Annotated in this window: 19 protein-coding genes; all 19 read right to left on the bottom strand. The window is 42.8% G+C overall.

All coding sequences use genetic code 11. The features are described from left to right. Positions 1-61 precede the first annotated feature (61 nt). Complete coding sequence (locus tag CRJ00_RS00490; protein WP_180268386.1) at positions 62-2,521, bottom strand: DUF5686 family protein; 2,460 nt, start codon at positions 2,519-2,521, stop codon at positions 62-64. A 201-nt stretch (positions 2,522-2,722) separates the two neighbouring features. Then, positions 2,723-4,105, bottom strand: a complete 1,383-nt coding sequence (locus CRJ00_RS00495) for an NADH-quinone oxidoreductase subunit N (RefSeq protein ID WP_099364982.1) — start codon at positions 4,103-4,105, stop codon at positions 2,723-2,725. Positions 4,106-4,125: 20 nt separating this feature from the next. Continuing rightward, positions 4,126-5,574, bottom strand: a complete 1,449-nt coding sequence (locus tag CRJ00_RS00500) for a complex I subunit 4 family protein (RefSeq protein WP_099364983.1) — start codon at positions 5,572-5,574, stop codon at positions 4,126-4,128. 19 nt (positions 5,575-5,593) lie between these two features. After that, positions 5,594-7,516, bottom strand: a complete 1,923-nt coding sequence (gene nuoL, locus CRJ00_RS00505; RefSeq protein WP_099364984.1) for an NADH-quinone oxidoreductase subunit L — start codon at positions 7,514-7,516, stop codon at positions 5,594-5,596. A 27-nt stretch (positions 7,517-7,543) separates the two neighbouring features. Next, positions 7,544-7,873: an NADH-quinone oxidoreductase subunit NuoK gene (nuoK, locus tag CRJ00_RS00510; RefSeq protein ID WP_099364985.1), complete on the bottom strand. Its 330-nt coding sequence runs from the start codon at positions 7,871-7,873 to the stop codon at positions 7,544-7,546. Next, positions 7,866-8,369 (bottom strand): NADH-quinone oxidoreductase subunit J family protein, encoded by a 504-nt coding sequence (locus CRJ00_RS00515; RefSeq protein ID WP_099364986.1) that lies wholly within the window; start codon positions 8,367-8,369, stop codon positions 7,866-7,868. Before CRJ00_RS00515 ends, nuoK begins: the two co-directional genes overlap by 8 nt. Before the next feature lie 3 nt (positions 8,370-8,372). Then, the gene (locus CRJ00_RS00520; RefSeq protein ID WP_099364987.1) at positions 8,373-8,900 is read right to left on the bottom strand and encodes a NuoI/complex I 23 kDa subunit family protein; all 528 of its coding nucleotides are present in this window, start codon (positions 8,898-8,900) and stop codon (positions 8,373-8,375) included. 10 nt (positions 8,901-8,910) lie between these two features. Further along, positions 8,911-9,951 (bottom strand): NADH-quinone oxidoreductase subunit NuoH, encoded by a 1,041-nt coding sequence (gene nuoH / locus CRJ00_RS00525; protein ID WP_099364988.1) that lies wholly within the window; start codon positions 9,949-9,951, stop codon positions 8,911-8,913. Positions 9,952-9,960: 9 nt separating this feature from the next. Next, entirely contained in the window at positions 9,961-10,977 is a 1,017-nt protein-coding gene (locus CRJ00_RS00530; RefSeq protein ID WP_099364989.1) for a 2Fe-2S iron-sulfur cluster-binding protein, read from the bottom strand. A gap of 28 nt (positions 10,978-11,005) precedes the next feature. Next, positions 11,006-12,361, bottom strand: coding sequence for an NADH-quinone oxidoreductase subunit NuoF (gene nuoF, locus CRJ00_RS00535; RefSeq protein WP_099364990.1), 1,356 nt, complete (start codon positions 12,359-12,361; stop codon positions 11,006-11,008). 4 nt (positions 12,362-12,365) lie between these two features. Further along, positions 12,366-12,893, bottom strand: coding sequence for an NADH-quinone oxidoreductase subunit NuoE family protein (locus CRJ00_RS00540; RefSeq protein WP_099364991.1), 528 nt, complete (start codon positions 12,891-12,893; stop codon positions 12,366-12,368). Beyond that, positions 12,886-14,121, bottom strand: a complete 1,236-nt coding sequence (locus CRJ00_RS00545) for an NADH-quinone oxidoreductase subunit D (RefSeq protein ID WP_180268387.1) — start codon at positions 14,119-14,121, stop codon at positions 12,886-12,888. The genes CRJ00_RS00540 and CRJ00_RS00545 overlap by 8 nt, the downstream gene beginning before the upstream one ends. A 12-nt stretch (positions 14,122-14,133) precedes the next feature. After that, on the bottom strand, positions 14,134-14,637 hold the full coding sequence (locus CRJ00_RS00550) for an NADH-quinone oxidoreductase subunit C (RefSeq protein WP_099364992.1): 504 nt from the start codon (positions 14,635-14,637) through the stop codon (positions 14,134-14,136). Further along, positions 14,630-15,184 (bottom strand): NADH-quinone oxidoreductase subunit B, encoded by a 555-nt coding sequence (locus tag CRJ00_RS00555; RefSeq protein ID WP_099364993.1) that lies wholly within the window; start codon positions 15,182-15,184, stop codon positions 14,630-14,632. The genes CRJ00_RS00550 and CRJ00_RS00555 overlap by 8 nt, the downstream gene beginning before the upstream one ends. 43 nt (positions 15,185-15,227) lie before the next feature. Next, entirely contained in the window at positions 15,228-15,608 is a 381-nt protein-coding gene (locus CRJ00_RS00560; protein WP_099364994.1) for an NADH-quinone oxidoreductase subunit A, read from the bottom strand. 112 nt (positions 15,609-15,720) lie between these two features. After that, on the bottom strand, positions 15,721-17,460 hold the full coding sequence (locus CRJ00_RS00565; protein WP_099364995.1) for a tetratricopeptide repeat protein: 1,740 nt from the start codon (positions 17,458-17,460) through the stop codon (positions 15,721-15,723). A gap of 27 nt (positions 17,461-17,487) precedes the next feature. Further along, the gene (locus CRJ00_RS00570) at positions 17,488-18,444 is read right to left on the bottom strand and encodes a PstS family phosphate ABC transporter substrate-binding protein (protein ID WP_099364996.1); all 957 of its coding nucleotides are present in this window, start codon (positions 18,442-18,444) and stop codon (positions 17,488-17,490) included. Positions 18,445-18,480: 36 nt separating this feature from the next. After that, complete coding sequence (locus CRJ00_RS00575) at positions 18,481-18,717, bottom strand: hypothetical protein (protein ID WP_099364997.1); 237 nt, start codon at positions 18,715-18,717, stop codon at positions 18,481-18,483. Positions 18,718-18,724: 7 nt separating this feature from the next. Beyond that, a complete protein-coding gene (locus CRJ00_RS00580) occupies positions 18,725-19,606 on the bottom strand; it encodes an energy transducer TonB (RefSeq protein ID WP_099364998.1) in 882 nt (293 codons plus the stop codon). Positions 19,607-19,611 lie beyond the last annotated feature (5 nt).

The raw sequence follows: 19,611 nt of genomic DNA on the forward strand, positions 1-19,611 counted from the left end.
ATTATTAATGAATAGTTTGTGAACAATTAAAATCTATATCAAGGATGTGCTCCTTTTAGTTTTAAAAATTAATATTGATGGATACTCGGAAGCGGTCTCCTCTGGCCCGTGGAGCATCCTCATAGGTCAATCTTTTCACGTATTCCACCTTCAATACGTTCAGGATATTATCAATTCCGACAGTTCCTTCCCAATAAGGTGCGCGATCCAACACATAGGTCAATAATTGCCCATCGGCATCCCTGTCAAAATGCACTACCTCATCACTCAGGTATGGGTTGTTGCGATCGCTCAATTTACCGTAGAACATCTGAGCCCCCCATACCTCTCTTAGATTCAATTTCTTGATCAAAGGGATCTTATTGAACAGAAATCCCTGAAGTTCATGGTCAATACTGAATTTCACATATTGATCGGCAACAAATTCCATCGAATTCATCATATCAAAATCGATCTTATGACGGTCATCCTTCTGGCGGAGATTAGGGATTTCCAACAACGGATAAGGTAGAGTTCCCCAGATCTTCCCTCCGACCAAACGTACATCCGCAAACCCCAATTGGTTCAGGAAAAAACGCTTGGAAGCAGAAGCAACCAATTTATCATATTTGTAATTACTGTTCCAGAAACCATCCAAGCTATGGGTATATTTCAAATTGAATACCGGATGTTTTTCCTTGATGGTGTTTCTGGTCAAATTCCTATAGTAGAATTTCTCATAGGGCGCCCAGCGCAGATCAACATGGACTTCATTGGTCGAAATATTGGTCAACAATTGATTCGGATCTGCGGAACTTTCCAAGCGAAGATCGCCAACAGTATGCCTATCCATATGGGTAAAACCGGAAGTCACACTCACATGGTTACCAAACTCGATGACATGTTGAAGCTGATAGCCACGGGTATCAAACCATTTGGTCGGGCGGTTACTCCTTATCGAACGGAAGAAACTATCCCCTTTCAGATAGGATATCTGCATTCCTGGCTCCAGGATATCATTTTGAACCGATGCTTCCAGGTAATGGGCAGGAAAGTTCACAACGGATTTCCCATTCAGCGTAACAGCAGATTTCAGGAAATATTTGAACCGGGCATCGTCCGATCCATAAGCCATATAACCTTCAAAATAAGCCTTATCGGTCAACAGTTGCGTGGTTCGACCACCTAAACGAAAGCGGTTGCCTTCAATATTATTCCTGCTATACAGGTATTCCAAAGGACCTAATTCAAACATCCCCAAATTATAATAACCTTGGGCAATCAGATAACCCACCGCCATCATCGACTTAAAACTCGTCTTATTGTTTAAGGTCTCAATGTTCTCATAGGTTTTGTTCTCGTAAATATTCAAGGCGACGGGTCTTTCAGGGACCACTTCATCAGCATTGGTTAAGACCTCCACTGGAGCACCCTGAAATACCCCCGTTGGAAATGCTGCATTGAGCTTATAGGATTCATTGATACTGAAACGTTCTGCAAATAGGGTTTCCGATTTTCCGACACCAAGGGTAAAAAATGTTTTGGTCGTATCCGAAAGCATCACCCCACTGGCATCCTTCCGATAATGAAATTTGATCTCTGCTTCCTTGATCCAGTTCACATTGGCATTCCTGCTCAGCTTCAGATTAGCCTGCTTTACCGCATAGGATCCATCCATACTGATCTCCAAAGTCCCCGAAAACAGCAGGTCCTGCGTATTCCTTGGTTCAAAATCTAATTTGATGAAATACCCTTCCTTGTTGAAAATGGTATCTACCACATAATATTTATAAAAGAGCTTCCCATTGTCTGCAATCGGACTTAAGAACTGTTTATTCAAGAGGTAGATGGATTCATCGTAGACATCTACCTGCTGGAACATATAGTTCATGAATTCCTGAATGTTGGGATTGTTGATATAGCGTTGGTCAAACTCCGTTTTCTTCTGGCTATAGATCTGTTTCTTGAACTTTGATGGGTTCCTTTTGCCATACACATGGGCGTTGCTTTCCTCCTGGTACATCGCCAATAATTTCTTTCCAGGCTGACTGAGGGTATCGATGTTCTGGAAAAGAAACTTCAGGTCTAGGATACCTTTGCGGATGGTCGGTTTAGGGTCAACAAAGCCGAACTTCAGTTTATCATATTGTTGAAACTGCAGGCTGTCCTTTCCGGTCAATCGGTTCTGATGTTTATGGCGGATCACCAGGTCGATCAGCTCTACCGCTCTATTGTTCCTGTTGCTGTATTTTCCCCGATGGGTAATGGTAATAGTCTGGATGGCGTTTTCGTCTGGATCCAATTCGATGATCCAAGCGATGGAATCCGGGAGGGAATCCAAAACAGCAGGAGTCCGTAGGTTTTTATAACCTAGGGCGCGAAAATGAAAATTATTGGAAGATTGAGGGCGCTTTAATCGGAAGATACCCATACTATCGGTGGAAGTGGCTTCCCTACTGTTTAGGTTGGTTACCGTTGCACCCGCAACGGCCTTCCCGGTTTCCTTATCAACCACTTTACCAGTGATGAGGGATTGCGCCATCAAGTTGCCCCATGCATTGCATAGAACGCCTAAAAAAACACAAAAAACCCAAAAGAATCGGACACTCCTCATAATAAAAACTGGAACTTTATAAAGATACAATTTGTTGTGAAAGTTCAAATTATTAAACGAAAAAAGCACAACTTTTATGTTGTGCTTTCCCAAAATATTCTGTTAAATTTAATTCTGAAGCCTAAGTAGCTAGATCAGTGCGATTACTGCATTCGGATAGACACCTAAAATGATGGTTAAAATCACCGCAACGATAAACACCACTTTGAAATTAATTGGTAAACTTACCACATGTTCCTCGGATGGTTTCATAAAATACATGTGCACCACCACGCGTAGGTAATAATAAACCCCTATCGCAGCATTGATTGCCGCCAATACCAATAAAACGGTATGGTAATCATTCATCACATTACTGAACATCATGAACTTACCGATAAAACCAGCGGTCAAAGGAATACCAGCTAAGGATAGCATACCCACGGTTACGGCAAATGCAAGACCTGGATTTGTTTTTCCCAATCCATTAAAGGATTCAAATTGGTCCGAACCAACATGTCTCTTCACCAGGATCAAAGCACCAAAAGCGATCACGGATGCCAAGCCATACGCCATGGAATAGGTCAGGATACCAGAGGCAGAATTAGGTCCAATGGAAAGGATGGCAAACAACATATAACCCGCTTGGGAAATGCTGGAATAAGCCATCATACGCTTAAAGCTCGTCTGCATCAAGGCTGAGATATTACCAACGAAAAGGGTAATGATCACTACGGTCATCAGCACAGGTGTCCAGAATTCGTTCAATGGAACCAATACGGTACTGAACAGACGCAGGAAACCTGCGAAAGAAGCAATCTTCACCACGGTACTCATAAAGCTGGTGATCAAGATCGGTGCCCCATCATACACATCTGGCGTCCAGAAGTGGAAAGGAGCCACACCTACTTTGAAACATAGACCTACCAACAACAACAGGATCCCCGCGTAGAACATCGGCGAAACAGAGGTTGGATTATCTAAGATATATTGTTTGATGGCCGCCAGGTCAAATGAACCTGTTGAACCGTACAATAGGGTAATACCGAACAATAAGAAACCGGTGGAGAATGCACCCATCAAAAAGTACTTCAGGGAAGCTTCATTCGAAGCTTTGTCTTTTCTGCGGATGCCCACCAAGATGTACAAGGCTACGGACATGATCTCTAACCCAATGAACAGCATCGCAAAATTATGGTAGGAACATACCATCAAAGCACCGGTCAGGGAAAAGAGGATCAGGGTATAATATTCTGCAATGTTATCAGAGATCGCTTTAAAGTACTCCTTGGAAAGGAATAGGATAAGGATGGTCAATGAAATACAGACAATGGAAAACGAAAGTGCAAAATGGTCAAATAAGACCATGCCTTTGTACAATGGCTCTGCCGATTGGTTCCAAGCATAGATCTCTAGGCCTAAAGCTGCAACCAATCCTAAAATACTTACAGGCAACAATGCATTTTTGGCCTTGTACAAACCCAAATACAAAATAAGTATACCTAATAGAGAAAGTGTGATAATCGCACTCATAATATCTTGTTAATCCTGTTTTATTTAATTTGTTGTAATAATTGACTTACCGATGCCTCCGAAAGATGCAATAAGCAGTTCGGGAAAATACCGATAATAATAACCAATGCACTGATGATGATCAGCAATAACGCTTCATATCCTCTTACATCCTGAATATTCAAAACATCCTTTTGAGCAGTTCCCAGCATGGCCTTTTGGAAAAAGCGCAACATATAGACAGCTCCAAAGATCAGGGTCGTACCTCCGATTACGGCATACCAAACGCCATGCTCGGCTGTGGAGAAGATCCCTTTCAACAATAAGAATTCACCGATGAAACCATTGGTCAATGGTAAGCCGATCGCTCCCATTAGGATGATCAGAAAGCAGATGGCTAAAATAGGCATCTTTGTCGCTAATCCACCCAATTCCTTTAGATCCCTCGTACCTAGGCGCTGTTGGATCACATCGATGATAAAGAAAAGACCCACCACCGAAATACCGTGGTTGATCATCTGAAGAATCGCACCTTGCAAACCTTCTTGGCTGAAGGAGAAAATACCAGCAGAAATCAGACCTACGTGCGCAATGGATGAATAGGCGATCAAGCGTTTCGCATCATTCATCTTGAAAGCGATGATGGAACCATAGACTACTCCGATCAAACTCATGATCATGGCCACCATACCATAGCTCGCTACGGCATCAGGTACCAAAGGAAGTAACCAACGCAATAATCCAAAAAGACCCATTTTCAACATGATCCCGGATAACAGCATGGTTCCCGCTGCTGGTGCATGGGTGTAGGTATCAGGCTGCCAAGAATGGAATGGGAACAAAGGAATCTTGATGGCAAATGCCGCAAAGAATGCCCAGAATATCCAACGTTGGGATCCTTCTGTTAAGCTTAATTGCGTCAGGGTAGTCCATGAAAGATCTTTCGTTCCTGATTGTTGGTATAGATAGATGATGGCGATCAACATCAATAAACTTCCGAAGAAGGTATACACGAAAAACTTCATGTTGATGCGGATACGATCGCCCTCGCCCCATAAGGCACAGATAAAATAGATCGGTATTAAGGCAGCTTCCCATCCTATATAAAAGGAGAAAGCATCCAAAGAAATAAATACCAAGACCAAACCAGCCTGCATAAAGGAGATCAGGGCATAGAAATTTCCAGTTTTCTGATGACCGAAACTCGCCAGGATGATCAACGGGATCAACCCATTGGTTAAGATCAACATCGGTAGGCTGATGCCATCCAATCCAACATGGAAGTTAATGCCCAAGTTGGAAATCCAGCTCCAGGATTGTGAAAACTGTACACTGGCATCTGGTACAAAATTGCAGATAAATGGTATGGTCAGGCCCAATTGTAGCAAGGCCAATACAAAAGCTGCCCATTTTGCAGATGTTGATTTCATAAATGCCAAAATGATGGCACTTACGACAGGTAATAAAAGCAGTATAAAAAGGTTATCCATTGATTCCTAAAATTCTGTTCTAGATTGTAAATAATCCGTAAAGCATGAAGGCAATAACTCCAATCACCATCATGAAAATATAAAACCCTACATGTCCGCTCTGTAACTGGCGAACGCCTTTGCCCGAAGAAACGAATAAATCTCCGATGCCATTTACCAAACCATCAACGCCTGATTTCTCCACTACACGGTGGAAGAATTTCGAAAGGCCATTCAATGGTTTTACAAATAACGTGGCGTACAATTCATCCACATACAGTTTGTTGTAGGATAGTTTGTATAGACCGGATTGTTCGGTTGCTCCATCAGCTTGAGGGATATCTTCTTTCTTCATGTATTTCTGATAAGCTACGAAAGCCATGATGATAGCTCCAATAGCCGAAGCCGCCATCAGGATATATTCGGTACTGTGCGACAGTTCAAATGGCGTAGCCACTGCATTGGTCTGCGCAAATACCGGACTTAAAAATTCTTTCAACCAATGTCCGCCTCCTAAAGCTTCTGGAATATTCAATGCTCCGCCTACAAAAGATAAGATTGCCAAGATGATTAATGGAAGGGTCATCTGCCAAGGCGATTCATGTAAATGATGCTCCTGTTCCTTGGTACCACGGAATTTCCCGTAGAAAGTCAGGTACATCAACCGGAACATATAAAAGGCCGTACATAGTGCCCCTAAGAAACCTAAGACCCAGAAAACAGGGTTGGATACAAAGGCATAGGCCAAGATCTCATCCTTAGAGAAGAAACCGGAAAGTGGTGGAATCCCGGCGATCGCTACTGTACCGATCATCATGGTGATGAAGGTAATCGGCAAGGCTTTCTTCAAACCGCCCATGGAGCGCATGTCCTGTTCACTGCTCATGGCATGGATAACAGAACCAGCACCCAAGAATAACAGGGCTTTGAAAAAGGCATGGGTCAATACGTGGAAAAATGCACCTGTAAAAGCACCCACTCCCAAACCTAAGAACATATAGCCCAACTGCGAAACCGTAGAATAGGCCAATACTTTTTTGATATCGTTTTGTGTGATCGCAATGAAAGCAGCGATCAATGCTGTAGCTACCCCGATAATCGCAATGACCTGCATGGTGATTGGCGAAAGGGTAAACATGATATTGGATCTGGCGATCATATAGATACCCGCTGTAACCATCGTCGCAGCGTGGATCAAGGCAGAAACCGGGGTCGGACCAGCCATCGCATCCGGTAACCATGTAAACAATGGAATCTGAGCCGATTTACCTGTAGCTGCCACAAATAGCAATAGGGTAATCACCAGCAACAAACTATCGCCCATTGGCAATAAAGCTGCCTTTGGCAATACTTCGCTGTATTCCAAGGAGCCGAAATTCGCCAGGATAAAGAATATCGCGATCAGGAAACCCAGATCACCGATTCTGTTCATCACAAATGCTTTCTTAGCTGCTTTGGCATAGCTGCTGTTCTTGAACCAGAAACCGATCAATAGGTAAGAACATAGTCCAACCCCTTCCCAGCCGATGAACATCACCAGGTAATTGGAACCCAATACCAACAGCAACATGAAAAAGATAAATAGATTCAGGTAGGAAAAATACTTTCCAAAACCATCGTCATGCAACATATAGCAGGAAGAATAGAGGTGTATCAAAAACCCTACTCCTGTAATGATCAATAACATGATGGCACTTAATGGATCTACCAAAAAGCTCAGGTTCAAACTAAAGCTACCTACGTTAAACCAATTGAAGATCTCTTTCGAGAATACGCCACTCTCTCCTAATTGTCTTGCATCATATACCTCCTTAAAGATTCCACAGCTCAATAAAAAGGATACCAGGATCACCCCACAACCAATAACGGCAATTACAGGTCTAGGAAGTTGATTTCTCAATAATCCCAAGACCACAAATCCCAAAAGTGGTATTAAAGGTATTGTCCAAATTAATTCAATCATATCTAATAGCAATCTAATATTCTAATACTACCACCTTAATTTACTAAGGGATTCTATATCCACCGATTTTGTGTTTCTGTACACCATAATGATGATGGCCAATCCAACCGCCACTTCCGCCGCGGCCAAAGCCATGATAAAGAATACAAACACTTGTCCACTTGGGTCTCCACTGTAGGCCGAAAAGGCCGCTAACAAAAGGTTCACGGAGTTCAGCATCAACTCAATAGACATCATGATGATGATCACATTTCTGCGGATCAACACCCCAATAACCCCAATGACAAAAATAATACTGCAGAAAATCAAATAATGATTCATGGGAATCCCCTGCATATTTTGAAAAAGACTATCCATGTTTTACTCTTGGTTCTTTTTTAGCCAATAATACCGCTCCTACCATCGCTGTCAACAACAGGATAGAGGAAATCTCAAATGGAAGTAAGAAATCGCTGAACAATACCTTACCCAGGTTCTTCACCAAACCGATGTTCTCGTGCGCTTGCACCATCCCATTATCTGTTTCTATTACCTTGAATGCTCCTAGGAAGGTAGCCAATAGACACATCCCTGCAATAGCGCCCATGAACTTCACCAAATTGGATTTCATAGGTTCCGTATCCTTGTTCAGGTTCAAAAGCATCAGTACGAAAAGGAACAATACCATTATGGCTCCCATGTACACAATAAAATTGACCACAGCCAGGAACTGGGCATTCAATAAGATATAATGAACGGTAAAGGTGAAAAATGTAATTACTAAATATAGCACACTATGTACCGGATTCTTTGTGAAAATGGTCATCAACGCAAAGAAAATGGACAAAAAGGCTACAAAATAAAAAATAGTCATAGGTTAATTATTTGATGTTGATGAAGACAATTTGGTGATATCAAATTTTGGTTCCAACAATTTGTCCTTACCATAAATAAAATCCTTTCTTAAATAATCGGCTGTAACATGTTTTCCATCCAGATAAATGGCCTCTTTCGGACATGCCTCTTCACATAGACCACAGAAAATGCAGCGCAACATGTTTATTTCATATACCACGGCGTATTTCTCTTCTCGGTAAAGGTTCTCTTCTCCTTTTTGTCTTTCACCAGCGGTCATAGTAATGGCCTCGGCCGGACAGGACAAGGCACAAAGACCACAAGCGGTACAACGTTCTCTTCCTAATTCATCGCGTTTTAGGGAGTGCTGTCCCCTGAAGTTCTTTGAATAAGGACGGATCTCCTCCGGATACTTAATCGTAGGGATCTTCTTGAAGAAGTGTTTTATGGTGATGGATAAGCCTTTGGCGATCGCAGGAAGATAGATCCGCTCCCAAAAGCTCATGGGTTTTTGTTCTAATACTTTTTTTCTATTCGATAATGACTGCATAATACCCCCGCTAATTAAAATATGTATCTTTCACAATCGTGATGATCCCGGTCAATACGATGTTCGCAATGGCCAATGGGATCAACATCTTCCATCCTAGATTCATCAATTGATCATAACGAAATCTCGGAAGGGTCCAACGGATCCACATGAAGAAAAATATAAAACCAAATATCTTAAGGAAGAAAACCAGGGTACCGATAATGGTGATCCAGTTTTCCGAAAGACCTAAATTATACATGAATGGGAAGTTATAGCCTCCGAAATACAACGCCGCCATCAGGGATGATGAAACGAACATATTGATGTACTCCGAGAACATGTACAATCCTAATTTCATGGACGAATATTCTGTATGGTAACCACCTACTAACTCGGTCTCACACTCCGGTAAGTCAAAAGGCACGCGGTTACATTCAGCGAATGCACAGGTCATGAAAATCAGGAATCCTAAAGGTTGTGCCCATATATTCCAATTGACAAAGCCTGATTGCTGTGCTACGATTTCTCCAATGGATAAAGTCTGGGTAACCATCAATAAGGCGATGATGGAAAGTCCCATCGCAATCTCATAACTGATACTCTGAGATGCTGCACGGATAGCTCCCATTAAAGAGAATTTATTGTTTGATGCCCATCCTCCCAACATTATACCATACACACCTAAGGCAATAACCCCAAAAATGTATAATACGCCGATGTTTACATCTGCTACCTGCAATAAGATTGAACGGTCGCCTATGGTTAGGGTCTGTCCCCACGGAATCACTGCCGAACTGATACAGGCCGTGATAATGGCCAGGGTAGGACCAAGAATAAACAGGGATTTATGTGCACCTGCAGGGATAATCTCTTCCTTAAAGAAGAATTTACCACCATCGCATAATGGTTGAAGTATCCCGAAGAGCCCTGCACGATCCGGACCATGACGATCCTGCATAAAACCGGCGATCTTACGCTCGGCCAAGGTAGAGTACATTGCGATCACCAACGTGATGACAAATACAATGACTACTAATATTAATTTTTCAATAATAAAGGCTGTATCCATTTCCCTAGCTTATTTCAATTTTTCTGATCTTGCTAACTGTTCCACATTCGCCTCTTTCAATAGCGGATCATTCTTGATCACCGCAGGTGGGTTGAATGCCTCATAATGATTGGAAGCGATTACCGATTGGTCGCTTACCTTGGTTGGTTCTTCCAATACCCAATCATCCGTATGCTTGCGCTCGAAGCGACACTCATTACAGATAAACTCTTCGACCTCATCAAACTCATCCTTACGAGCCGTAACACGGATCACATCGGTACCCTTGTACCATAATGTTACCTTTCCGGAACATTTGCTACAGTTACAATGCGCATTTACCGGTTTGGTGAACCAAACCCGGTTCTTGAAACGGAAGGTTTTATCGGTCAATGCCCCAACAGGACATACATCGATCACATTTCCAATGAAATCATGATCCAATGCCTGATGGATGAACGTAGAGATCTCGGCATGGTCTCCCCTGTTCAGGATTCCGTGTTCTCTTTTTTCCGTCAATTGGTTGGCCACAAAAACACAACGATAACATAGAATACAACGATTCATATGCAGTTGGATCTTGTCGCCTATATCAATGCGCTCAAATGTTCTTCTTTCAAATTCATAGCGCTGTTGCAATGCGCCATGTTCATACCCTAAATCCTGTAGCTTACATTCACCTGCTTGGTCACAAACCGGACAATCCAGAGGGTGGTTGATCAATAACATCTCCACCACGGCTTTTCTAGCTTCTACCACTTCTGGTGCCGTGATGTTCAACACTTCCATGCCATCCATTACGGTAGTTCTACACGATGCGACCAATTTAGGCATAGGGCGCGGGTCCTTTTCTGATCCCTTGCTCACTTTCACTAAACAGGTACGGCACTTTCCTCCAGAGCCTTCCAACTTGGAGTAATAACACATCGCCGGAGGTACAATCTCCCCACCGATCTGTCTTGCCGCATTCAATATGGTTGTTCCAGGATCAACATCAATGGTGATCCCGTCTATTGTAACCTTAAATTTTTGTATTTCTTCTGCCATTATAATCCTTCTTAAATCAAGATCCTATTTATTCCGTTACGGGAACCAAAGGATCGGCATAATGCGCTAAACCATAATTACGTTGCTGTGCTTCTTGTGGATGCAGGATATGCCATTCAAATTCATCCCTGAAATGACGGATCGCTGCCGCTACAGGCCATGCTGCCGCATCTCCCAAAGGACAGATCGTATTCCCTTCAATCTTACGCTGGATTTCCCATAACAGATCCACATCTTCCATGCTTCCATGTCCATGCTCGATCTTGTATAGGATCTTCTCCATCCACCCAGTTCCTTCACGACATGGTGAACATTGTCCACAGCTTTCATGACGGTAGAAACGGGTATAGTTGTAGGTATTCCTCACAATACATTGATCCTCATCAAACGCAATGAAACCGCCCGAACCCATCGCCGTACCACTCACAAAACCTCCATCAGCCAATGACTCATAGGTCATCAACCTCGGATTTCCATTGATGGTATGTGTGATCAGGTTCGCAGGAAGGATTGGAACGGAAGAACCTCCGGCTACAACAGCCTTCAGGCGCTTACCATTGGCAATACCCCCACAGTATTCATCCGAATAGATGAACTCTTCTACCGGAAGACCCATTTCGATTTCATACACCCCTGGTTTAACCAAATTACCAGATGCAGAGATCAATTTTGTTCCAGTACTGCGTTCAATACCGATTTTTGCATATTCTTCACCACCATCATTCACGATTGGAACGGTAGCAGCAATTGATTCTACGTTATTTACTACAGTAGGGCAATTGTAAAGTCCGGCAACGGCTGGGAATGGCGGCTTGATCCTTGGATTTCCACGTTTCCCTTCCAATGATTCCAACAGTGCTGTCTCTTCACCACAGATATAGGCACCTCCTCCCGGTTGTACATAAATTTCCAGGTCATAACCTGTACCCAGAATATTCTTTCCTAGATAACCAGCTGCCTTTGCTTCCTCAATCGCCTTTTCCATGATCCTGATCTGTGGCATCATCTCGCCACGGATATAGATATAGGAAGTATTTGCGCCCAATGCATAACTCGAAACGATCATTCCTTCGATCAATGCATGGGGAATATAGGTCATTAAATAACGGTCTTTGAATGTACCTGGTTCCGATTCATCACCATTACAAACCAAATAACGCGGCACACCTTCAGGTTTCGCCAAGAAACTCCATTTCATACCGGTAGGGAATCCTGCCCCACCACGACCACGAAGCCCTGATTTCTTTACCTCTTCCACCACATCTTCTGGAGACATGCTCTTCAAGGCCTTTTCAACGGCTCTATACCCTCCTTTTTCGCGGTAAACCGCTAGGGTATTGATTCCTGGCACATTGATATGTTCTAATAATAACTTGCGTCCCATGATACTAAGCCTCGTTTTTTGATTTATTGGTTAAATCGCTGATTAGTTGATCCACACTTTCAACCGTTAGGTTTTCATAGAAGGTATAGCTTGGACCGATCTGAAGCACAGGTCCAAAACCACATGCGGCCAAACATTCTACCCCTCTCCAGGCAAATAGCCCATCCGGGGTAACTTCGCCTTCTTTTACACCTAACTTCTGTTCCAGGTGGTCCATGATCTTTTCGGCCCCTACCAGACAACAAGGTCCGGTACGACAAACCTCTAAAAGATATTTTCCTGATGGTTGTAATAGAAACATGGTATAAAAAGTAGCCACCTCAAAAACCTCGATAGGCTGGATGTTCAAAAACAACGCTACTTTTTCCATCGCATCTACACTTAACCATCCGTATTCTGCTTGTACGATATGCAGGATTGGGAGAAGTGCCGATTTTTGTTTTCCTTCAGGATAACGACTTACGACCTCCGAAAACTGTTTCAATAGATCCGCTGAAAACTCAACGATCATATTTTCTTTTACACTAAGCATCTAATTCTCCTGCAATTACATTTAAACTACTCATGTTAATAATGGCATCCGAAATCAACATACCACTGCTCATCGGTGCAAACATCTGGTAGTTGATGAACGATGGTCTGCGGAAGTGCAGGCGATATGGCGTACGGCCTCCATCACTAATCAGATAGAATCCCAGTTCACCATTCGCACCTTCTACCGCGTGGTAGACCTCTTGTTTTGGAGCATCCCATTCACCCATCACAATTTTAAAGTGATAGATCAGGGCCTCCATATTGGTATAGACCTGCTCTTTTGGAGGCAGGTAGAAAGCAGGTACATCCGCATGGAATACCCCTTTCGGTTCTTTCTCAATTTTTTCCAAGGCTTGCTCGATGATACGCATCGACTGCCACATTTCTTCGTTTCTAACCATGAACCGGTCATAAACATCCCCATTGGTACCTACCGGAATATCAAAATCGAATTCTTCATAGGAACAGTATGGCGAATGCGCACGAACATCGTAATCCACCCCTGTAGCACGAAGGATTGGTCCCGACCAGCTGTAATCCAAAGCCTGCTCCGGAATAACCGCAGCAACATTGGACGTACGTTCGATAAAGATCCTATTTCTGTCAAACAGTTCCTGGAATTCCTTCAAAACCGGTGGGAAACGAACCAAAAATTCCCTGATTTTTTCAAAGGCAACATCGTTGAAATCACGCTCAAAACCCCCGATACGACCAATATTCGTCGTTAAACGAGCACCACAGATCTCTTCGTAGATCTCGTAGATGAACTCACGTTCCTGCATCACGTACAAGAAGCCTGAGAAGGCTCCAGTATCCACACCAAGGATACCGTTACAGATAATATGGTCGGCAATACGCGCCAATTCCATCACGATCACACGCATGTACTGCACACGTTTTGGAATCTCAATATCCAACAATTTTTCCACGGTCATGTGCCAACCCATATTATTGATCGGTGAGGAACAATAATTCAAACGGTCGGTCAATGGCGTGATTTGGTAATATGGTCTATGTTCTGCTATTTTTTCAAATGCGCGGTGGATGTATCCAATGGTGGAAACACCGCTCACAATACGCTCCCCATCAATCTGAACCACATTCTGGAATACACCATGGGTGGCAGGGTGGGTAGGACCAATATTCAGGGTGATCAGATCCTCTTGCGGATCGTTGTCCTCAAATACCGGTGCGTTGGATGATATACGGGTAATAGGTTTACTCATTTTCTTGCTCCCTTAACGGCCAAAATAAAAATCCTTTTTATCAACTCGGTTCGGATCCTCCAATGGATATTCCTTGCGCATCGGAAATACGCCAAGGTCGTCCATGTTCAGGATTCTGCGCAGATCAGGATGCCCTTCAAACTGTATCCCGAAGAAATCGTAGGTCTCCCGTTCCATCCAGTTGGCTCCGTTCCAAAGGAAGGAGGCTGTAGGAATGCGAGGGTCTGCTGCGGTGATAAATACCTTGATACGGATCCTAACGTTATGGATCAGACTATGCACATGGTATACCACTGCATATTCCTTTTCCAATTCAGGATAATGGACCGCCGTGATATCCGTCAGGTAAATAAACTGCATAAATTCATCTTCCTTGATCATCATCAGCAGATCAATAATTGTCTCTCGATCTGTTTCAAGGGTCAACAAACCTTTAGGTTCGCTGAAGTTGTACACTTTGTCGCCAAAAGCGGCCTGTAACTTTGATATAACGAGTTGATTGGTCAACTTATCCATTGTCTGTTGCGATTCCGTATTTTTCTAATAATGCTTTGTACTCCGGGGTATTTCTACGGTTGAGGGATTCGTTCTTCACGATATCCTGCAGTCTCAACACGCCATCCAGGATAGCTTCTGGGCGTGGTGGACAACCAGGAACATAAACGTCCACCGGAATGATCTCATCGATCCCCTGTAATACCGAATAGGTATCGAAAATACCTCCGCTGGAAGCGCAGGCACCAACAGCAATTACCCAACGTGGCTCTGCCATCTGGGTATACACCTGCTTCAATACCGGAGCCATCTTTTTGGCAATGGTCCCCATCACCAATAACATATCTGCCTGGCGTGGGGAAAAACTCGGACGCTCCGCACCAAAACGTGCCAGGTCATAAGTCGATCCCATTGTCGCCATAAATTCAATCCCACAACAGGATGTTGCAAACGGCAAAGGCCATAAGGAATTGGCACGCGCCAATCCGATCGCCTTATCCAAAGTCGTTGCAAAAAATCCCGCCCCTTCTACACCTGGAGGCTTATCCGCTAAGGTAATATTGCTCATTTTATTCGTCTCCCTTTAAATGGAAAAGATTAACCTGCTCAGGTTAATCCCAATCCAATGCTTTCTTTTTAATAATGTAAATAAAGCCTAACAACAAGAGTCCCATAAACACGAACATCTCGATTAGACCCTGCCACCCAAATTCACGGAAATTAACGGCCCAAGGATACATGAAGATAACCTCGATATCGAAAATCACGAAAAGGATCGCAACCAGAAAATACTTGATAGAGAATGGCTGTCTGGCATTTCCGACCACTTCCACTCCCGACTCAAAAGCGCCAAGTTTATTCTCCGTCCGTACCTTCGGACCAATTAAATGGGTGCCGATAATAGTCGTCACACCAAACCCAACAGCAACAGCTAATTGTATCAAAATTGGAATATAGTCTACAGGTGCGCTTTGGCTAGCTAATTCATTCATATCTATAGTTTACCCCTATTTAGTAGAATAACAAAAATAGCAAATTAAGTCAACAAAAAAAGGGACTGTTATCTGTAACAGCCCCCTTTTTGTTATTTTGAATCATTATAAATTACAGACTCTCTAGCATTTGTTTTGCAAATGCATCTTCTGGTCTTAACGCAATTGTTTGATTGAAATGCTCTTTCGCTTTTGCATTATCACCTTTGATATATGCGTAATATCCTAGGTAAGTATGCGCATCAGCTGCATATACGTTGTTGTTAGGATCTTCTTTGGTAGAAGCTTTGATCGCATCCAATAATTTCGTGAATGAATCTACGAAAATACCTTTAGCTGCTTCAGGATTACCTAACATGTTATCCAATGCCATTTCCGACAAACCTTTGTAGTACAAAGATGGGATCAGGTACATGTCTTTAGCACGTTGCTCTGTAGCTTGCGCTGCAATTCCTAATGCTCTTACTGCTTCTTCCAAATGAGGTTTTGCCTCGTTGTATTTTGCAGCCGCTTGCTCAGGAGTCAATTCAACACCTTCTGGTGCCGCTACTAATTTCGAACCTACACCATAAGCTGCTTGTCCTAAATAGTAGTTAGCATCTGCATAGAATGCTGATTTTGGATTAGCCGCAGGGATTTTGAATAATTCCTTCGCTGCTTCGATCTCACCTTCTTGGTATTTCAAGAAAGCAGTTTCTGCAATCTCTGCATCAAAGTCATCATCTTCTCCTTCTTTCGAAATGGCTGTATTCAGATACTCCAATCCTTTTGCTTTGTCTCCAGCTAATACCGCTGACATACCAGCGATCAAGAAGTCACGTCCGATCAAACGGCTAGTGTCTACTTTTGACATCAACTGCGTCATGTTCTCATTCGCTTTTGCGTAATCTTTGTCCTGTGTGAAAGCCAAGTAACCCAAATAACGGAATACTTTAGGATCTACATCAGGGATCACAGCCAACTCTTGAGAAACGGTTTTCAACTCATCGTAGTTACCCGAGAATACCAAGAAATCCGCATAACGAAGTTTAGCATCTACGGAGTTATCTCCTGTTAAGGTCAAATACTTTTTATAAGCTTCCAACGCTTTTAAGTTGATCTCACGGTATTGCTCATCTGGTGCTTTACGAGATGATTGGTAATACGTTTCTGCAATCTCACGGTAGATCGGACCATAGTCAGGATGTTCTGTTGTTAACAAATTCAAATCTTCCAAAACTTGATCATAAGCCTGCGCTCTTCTACTGATGATCGCTTGACCGATCTTTGGTGCCAATAACTTATCATTGATCGCCAAAGCGTCACGGTAAGCTACATATGCAGGGCTGTTTTCACGAAGACCAGCATAAGCGTCACCTAATGCTACGGAGATCAATGGATCTTTAGCATTCATTTCTTTCGCTCTGGTTAAGTATTCAATCGCTTTTTTATAGTCTGGTTTTGGCGCATCGATATACGCTCTACCGATATAATAAAGATTTAAATACTCTTTTTTACCGATGTTGTTGCTAGCTTCTGCAAATTTCTGCTCAGCAGCGGCAACATTACCTTTTTCCAAATCAACTGTACCCAAACCAACATTGTTCAACTTCTCTTTCGGATCAGCTGTTAGACCTTGTTGGAAAACGACAGCTGCAGAGTCTACCTTCTCGTTGATCAGGTGGATTTGTCCTAAATAAAAATAGTTTTCTCCATCTTTTGCTTTTTTGGTTACCAATTGCTGTAACATGGTCTTTGCTTTACCATATTGTTCAACTTCCATGGCAGCCTTAGCATCCTTTAAACTTTGTGCACTTGCAGTTCCTACTGCTCCCGCTAACAAAAGACTTAAAAATAATTTGCTGTTTGTCATAATCTATTATTTACTCTTTGTTATAAACTAATTTATGTTATCTCTAATTAATATTTCTCTACCTGGCATGGTAACTGGCAACAGTCCTGATTTCAGCACCACCCTTTGCCCACGGTCGCCCGTAAGGAAGGCTGAAAAACCAATTCCCAAACCCATGTTCGGTTGATAATTCAATACGTAAAACGTCGTTTTCAAGGGGTATTCCTCCGTTGCGAAGGTAGTTTGTGAAGGCTTGGTAAATACCGTCTTGCCATCACTGCCCGTATTTTGAAGGCTTAAGATACGAATTTTATTTTCTTCTCCAAATTGCCTTCTATAATCCAAATACTGGGAATAGGAGACTATACCTATCGCATTAACGTTTGATTCAATTTGTTTAAGAACTTCGGTAGACGTTTTCATCGCCTGAACAGATTTAGCGGAAATTTGATCCACTTTACTGTATTCCTTCACTTTTCGAACCATGCTGGAATTTATATTATCCAACAACAAGGTTTTCCCGGAGGCATCACCTTTCATCAATGAAGATAACGTCTGCACGTTGATCGAAGTATCCGGGGATGAAATATTATTTACAAAAACCACACCATCATTCCATATTGGGAAGATTCTAGGTGTAATTTGTCGATTTCCAAACCCGGCGCTCTCCCGCTCTGTCAGTTCCCTGGCCAAAATTGCCATAGAACCTTCACCTTGAATCAGGCTGTTGATCGCTTCCCGTTCCGGTTTAGCAATGACCTGAATCTTCGTGTTCACATAGGAAGAGCGAAATACTTCCAACTGTTCATTCAGAATGGAAGTGGCCGCTTCGTCCACGATGACCGTCATTTCCCCCGTTAGGATATCATTTTTATCCGTGCTGGCATTGGGTTCACCTGTACCTTGGGCTACTTCTATTTTATCCGCAGTTTTCGAATTGGAACAAGAAATGCCAAAGGTCAATAAACCTATAATAAGCAAAGAACTTAAAAACTTACGCTTCATATTTATTTAGAATATAAATATGCGCTAAGGATTAATTTAATCCCTAAAATTATTTTGCCACAGACGGGCGAAGCGCATAAAGGAATATACAATTAATAGCACGCCAAAGATGTTCTTGAAGGCGGGGTTGATTTCGATGGGAAAGCCTTTCCAAAAGATGATCAATAGCCCCAACACGAAATAGAACAGGAACATGGCAAGCCCTAAAATAGACAGAAATCGCTGTGTGGGCGATTTCCGTCTAAAAGAATTTCTTGTTGGATTATCCGACATATGTATCTTATTGTTGAGACAAGTCAAGACGGATTGGCAAGGAGAACTTCACAGGTACCTTCCTACCGTTCTGAACGGCAGGGTTCCAGCTCTTGGATTTCTTCAATGCAGCAACTGCTGCTTGCCCGATACCATGAGACAAATCTTTGTCAATTTTGATGTCTGTCACCTTTCCGTTTCTATCGATAACGAAAGATAACTGAACAGTTCCTTTTACACCAGCCTCAATTGCTGCTGGAGGGTAAACCAATGCATTCTGAACAAATGAACGGAAAGCGTTGATACCACCTGGGTATTCTGCTGGAACCTCTACCGACTCAAAGTCATAAACTTTGTTCGGGTCTCCATCAGGTGAACCTTTAAGGGAACCTGTGATAGCACCATCCACTTTTTTACTTCCGAATTCTCCCGGAGGAACTGCTGTACCACCTGGTGTACCTTTTAGGGTCAACCTTGCTGGTGTAGCGTTTTTCTCCTTGATCTCTTCTTGGGTAACAACTTCCTCTTTTACTTGTCTCGAATCCACTACCTTAGGTTCTGGGAAACGGATCAAATCTTCTGCTGGAGGATCTTGTTGTATACGTTGAGGAGGTGTCTCTTCTTGTGGAAGAGGCTCTTCTTCTTCCGGCTCAGGTGGAGGTACCAAATCCTCTAGGGTAACTGGGCCTAGATCAACTTCTTGAACCACTTCCTTCTCAGGAAAGATGTTCAGGTCGAAGGCTTTCACAGCTACAAAGAAAAGAACAACTGCCGATACGGAGAATAAAGCAATATTGGTGGCTTTGGGCGCGAACTTACGTAAGGCATAAGCTCCATATTCTTTATTTCTATTCTCGAAAACGACATCAAGCCATTCTTTCTTAAATAAATCTAATTTTGAACCTATCATATCTT

The organism is Sphingobacterium sp. 1.A.4, assembly GCF_002734245.1.
Taxonomy (GTDB): domain Bacteria; phylum Bacteroidota; class Bacteroidia; order Sphingobacteriales; family Sphingobacteriaceae; genus Sphingobacterium; species Sphingobacterium tenebrionis.

Coding starts and splice junctions, on each gene's coding strand:
- nuoH (WP_099364988.1), bottom strand. CDS start 9,951: ATGGATACAGCCTTTATTATTGAAAAATTAATATTAGTAGTCATTGTA.
- nuoF (WP_099364990.1), bottom strand. CDS start 12,361: ATGGGACGCAAGTTATTATTAGAACATATCAATGTGCCAGGAATCAAT.
- CRJ00_RS00540 (WP_099364991.1), bottom strand. CDS start 12,893: ATGCTTAGTGTAAAAGAAAATATGATCGTTGAGTTTTCAGCGGATCTA.
- CRJ00_RS00515 (WP_099364986.1), bottom strand. CDS start 8,369: ATGACTATTTTTTATTTTGTAGCCTTTTTGTCCATTTTCTTTGCGTTG.
- CRJ00_RS00580 (WP_099364998.1), bottom strand. CDS start 19,606: ATGATAGGTTCAAAATTAGATTTATTTAAGAAAGAATGGCTTGATGTC.
- CRJ00_RS00495 (WP_099364982.1), bottom strand. CDS start 4,105: ATGAGTGCGATTATCACACTTTCTCTATTAGGTATACTTATTTTGTAT.
- CRJ00_RS00570 (WP_099364996.1), bottom strand. CDS start 18,444: ATGAAGCGTAAGTTTTTAAGTTCTTTGCTTATTATAGGTTTATTGACC.
- nuoK (WP_099364985.1), bottom strand. CDS start 7,873: ATGGATAGTCTTTTTCAAAATATGCAGGGGATTCCCATGAATCATTAT.
- CRJ00_RS00575 (WP_099364997.1), bottom strand. CDS start 18,717: ATGTCGGATAATCCAACAAGAAATTCTTTTAGACGGAAATCGCCCACA.
- CRJ00_RS00545 (WP_180268387.1), bottom strand. CDS start 14,121: ATGAGTAAACCTATTACCCGTATATCATCCAACGCACCGGTATTTGAG.
- nuoL (WP_099364984.1), bottom strand. CDS start 7,516: ATGATTGAATTAATTTGGACAATACCTTTAATACCACTTTTGGGATTT.
- CRJ00_RS00520 (WP_099364987.1), bottom strand. CDS start 8,900: ATGCAGTCATTATCGAATAGAAAAAAAGTATTAGAACAAAAACCCATG.
- CRJ00_RS00490 (WP_180268386.1), bottom strand. CDS start 2,521: ATGGCGCAATCCCTCATCACTGGTAAAGTGGTTGATAAGGAAACCGGG.
- CRJ00_RS00550 (WP_099364992.1), bottom strand. CDS start 14,637: ATGGATAAGTTGACCAATCAACTCGTTATATCAAAGTTACAGGCCGCT.
- CRJ00_RS00555 (WP_099364993.1), bottom strand. CDS start 15,184: ATGAGCAATATTACCTTAGCGGATAAGCCTCCAGGTGTAGAAGGGGCG.
- CRJ00_RS00560 (WP_099364994.1), bottom strand. CDS start 15,608: ATGAATGAATTAGCTAGCCAAAGCGCACCTGTAGACTATATTCCAATT.
- CRJ00_RS00500 (WP_099364983.1), bottom strand. CDS start 5,574: ATGGATAACCTTTTTATACTGCTTTTATTACCTGTCGTAAGTGCCATC.
- CRJ00_RS00530 (WP_099364989.1), bottom strand. CDS start 10,977: ATGGCAGAAGAAATACAAAAATTTAAGGTTACAATAGACGGGATCACC.
- CRJ00_RS00565 (WP_099364995.1), bottom strand. CDS start 17,460: ATGACAAACAGCAAATTATTTTTAAGTCTTTTGTTAGCGGGAGCAGTA.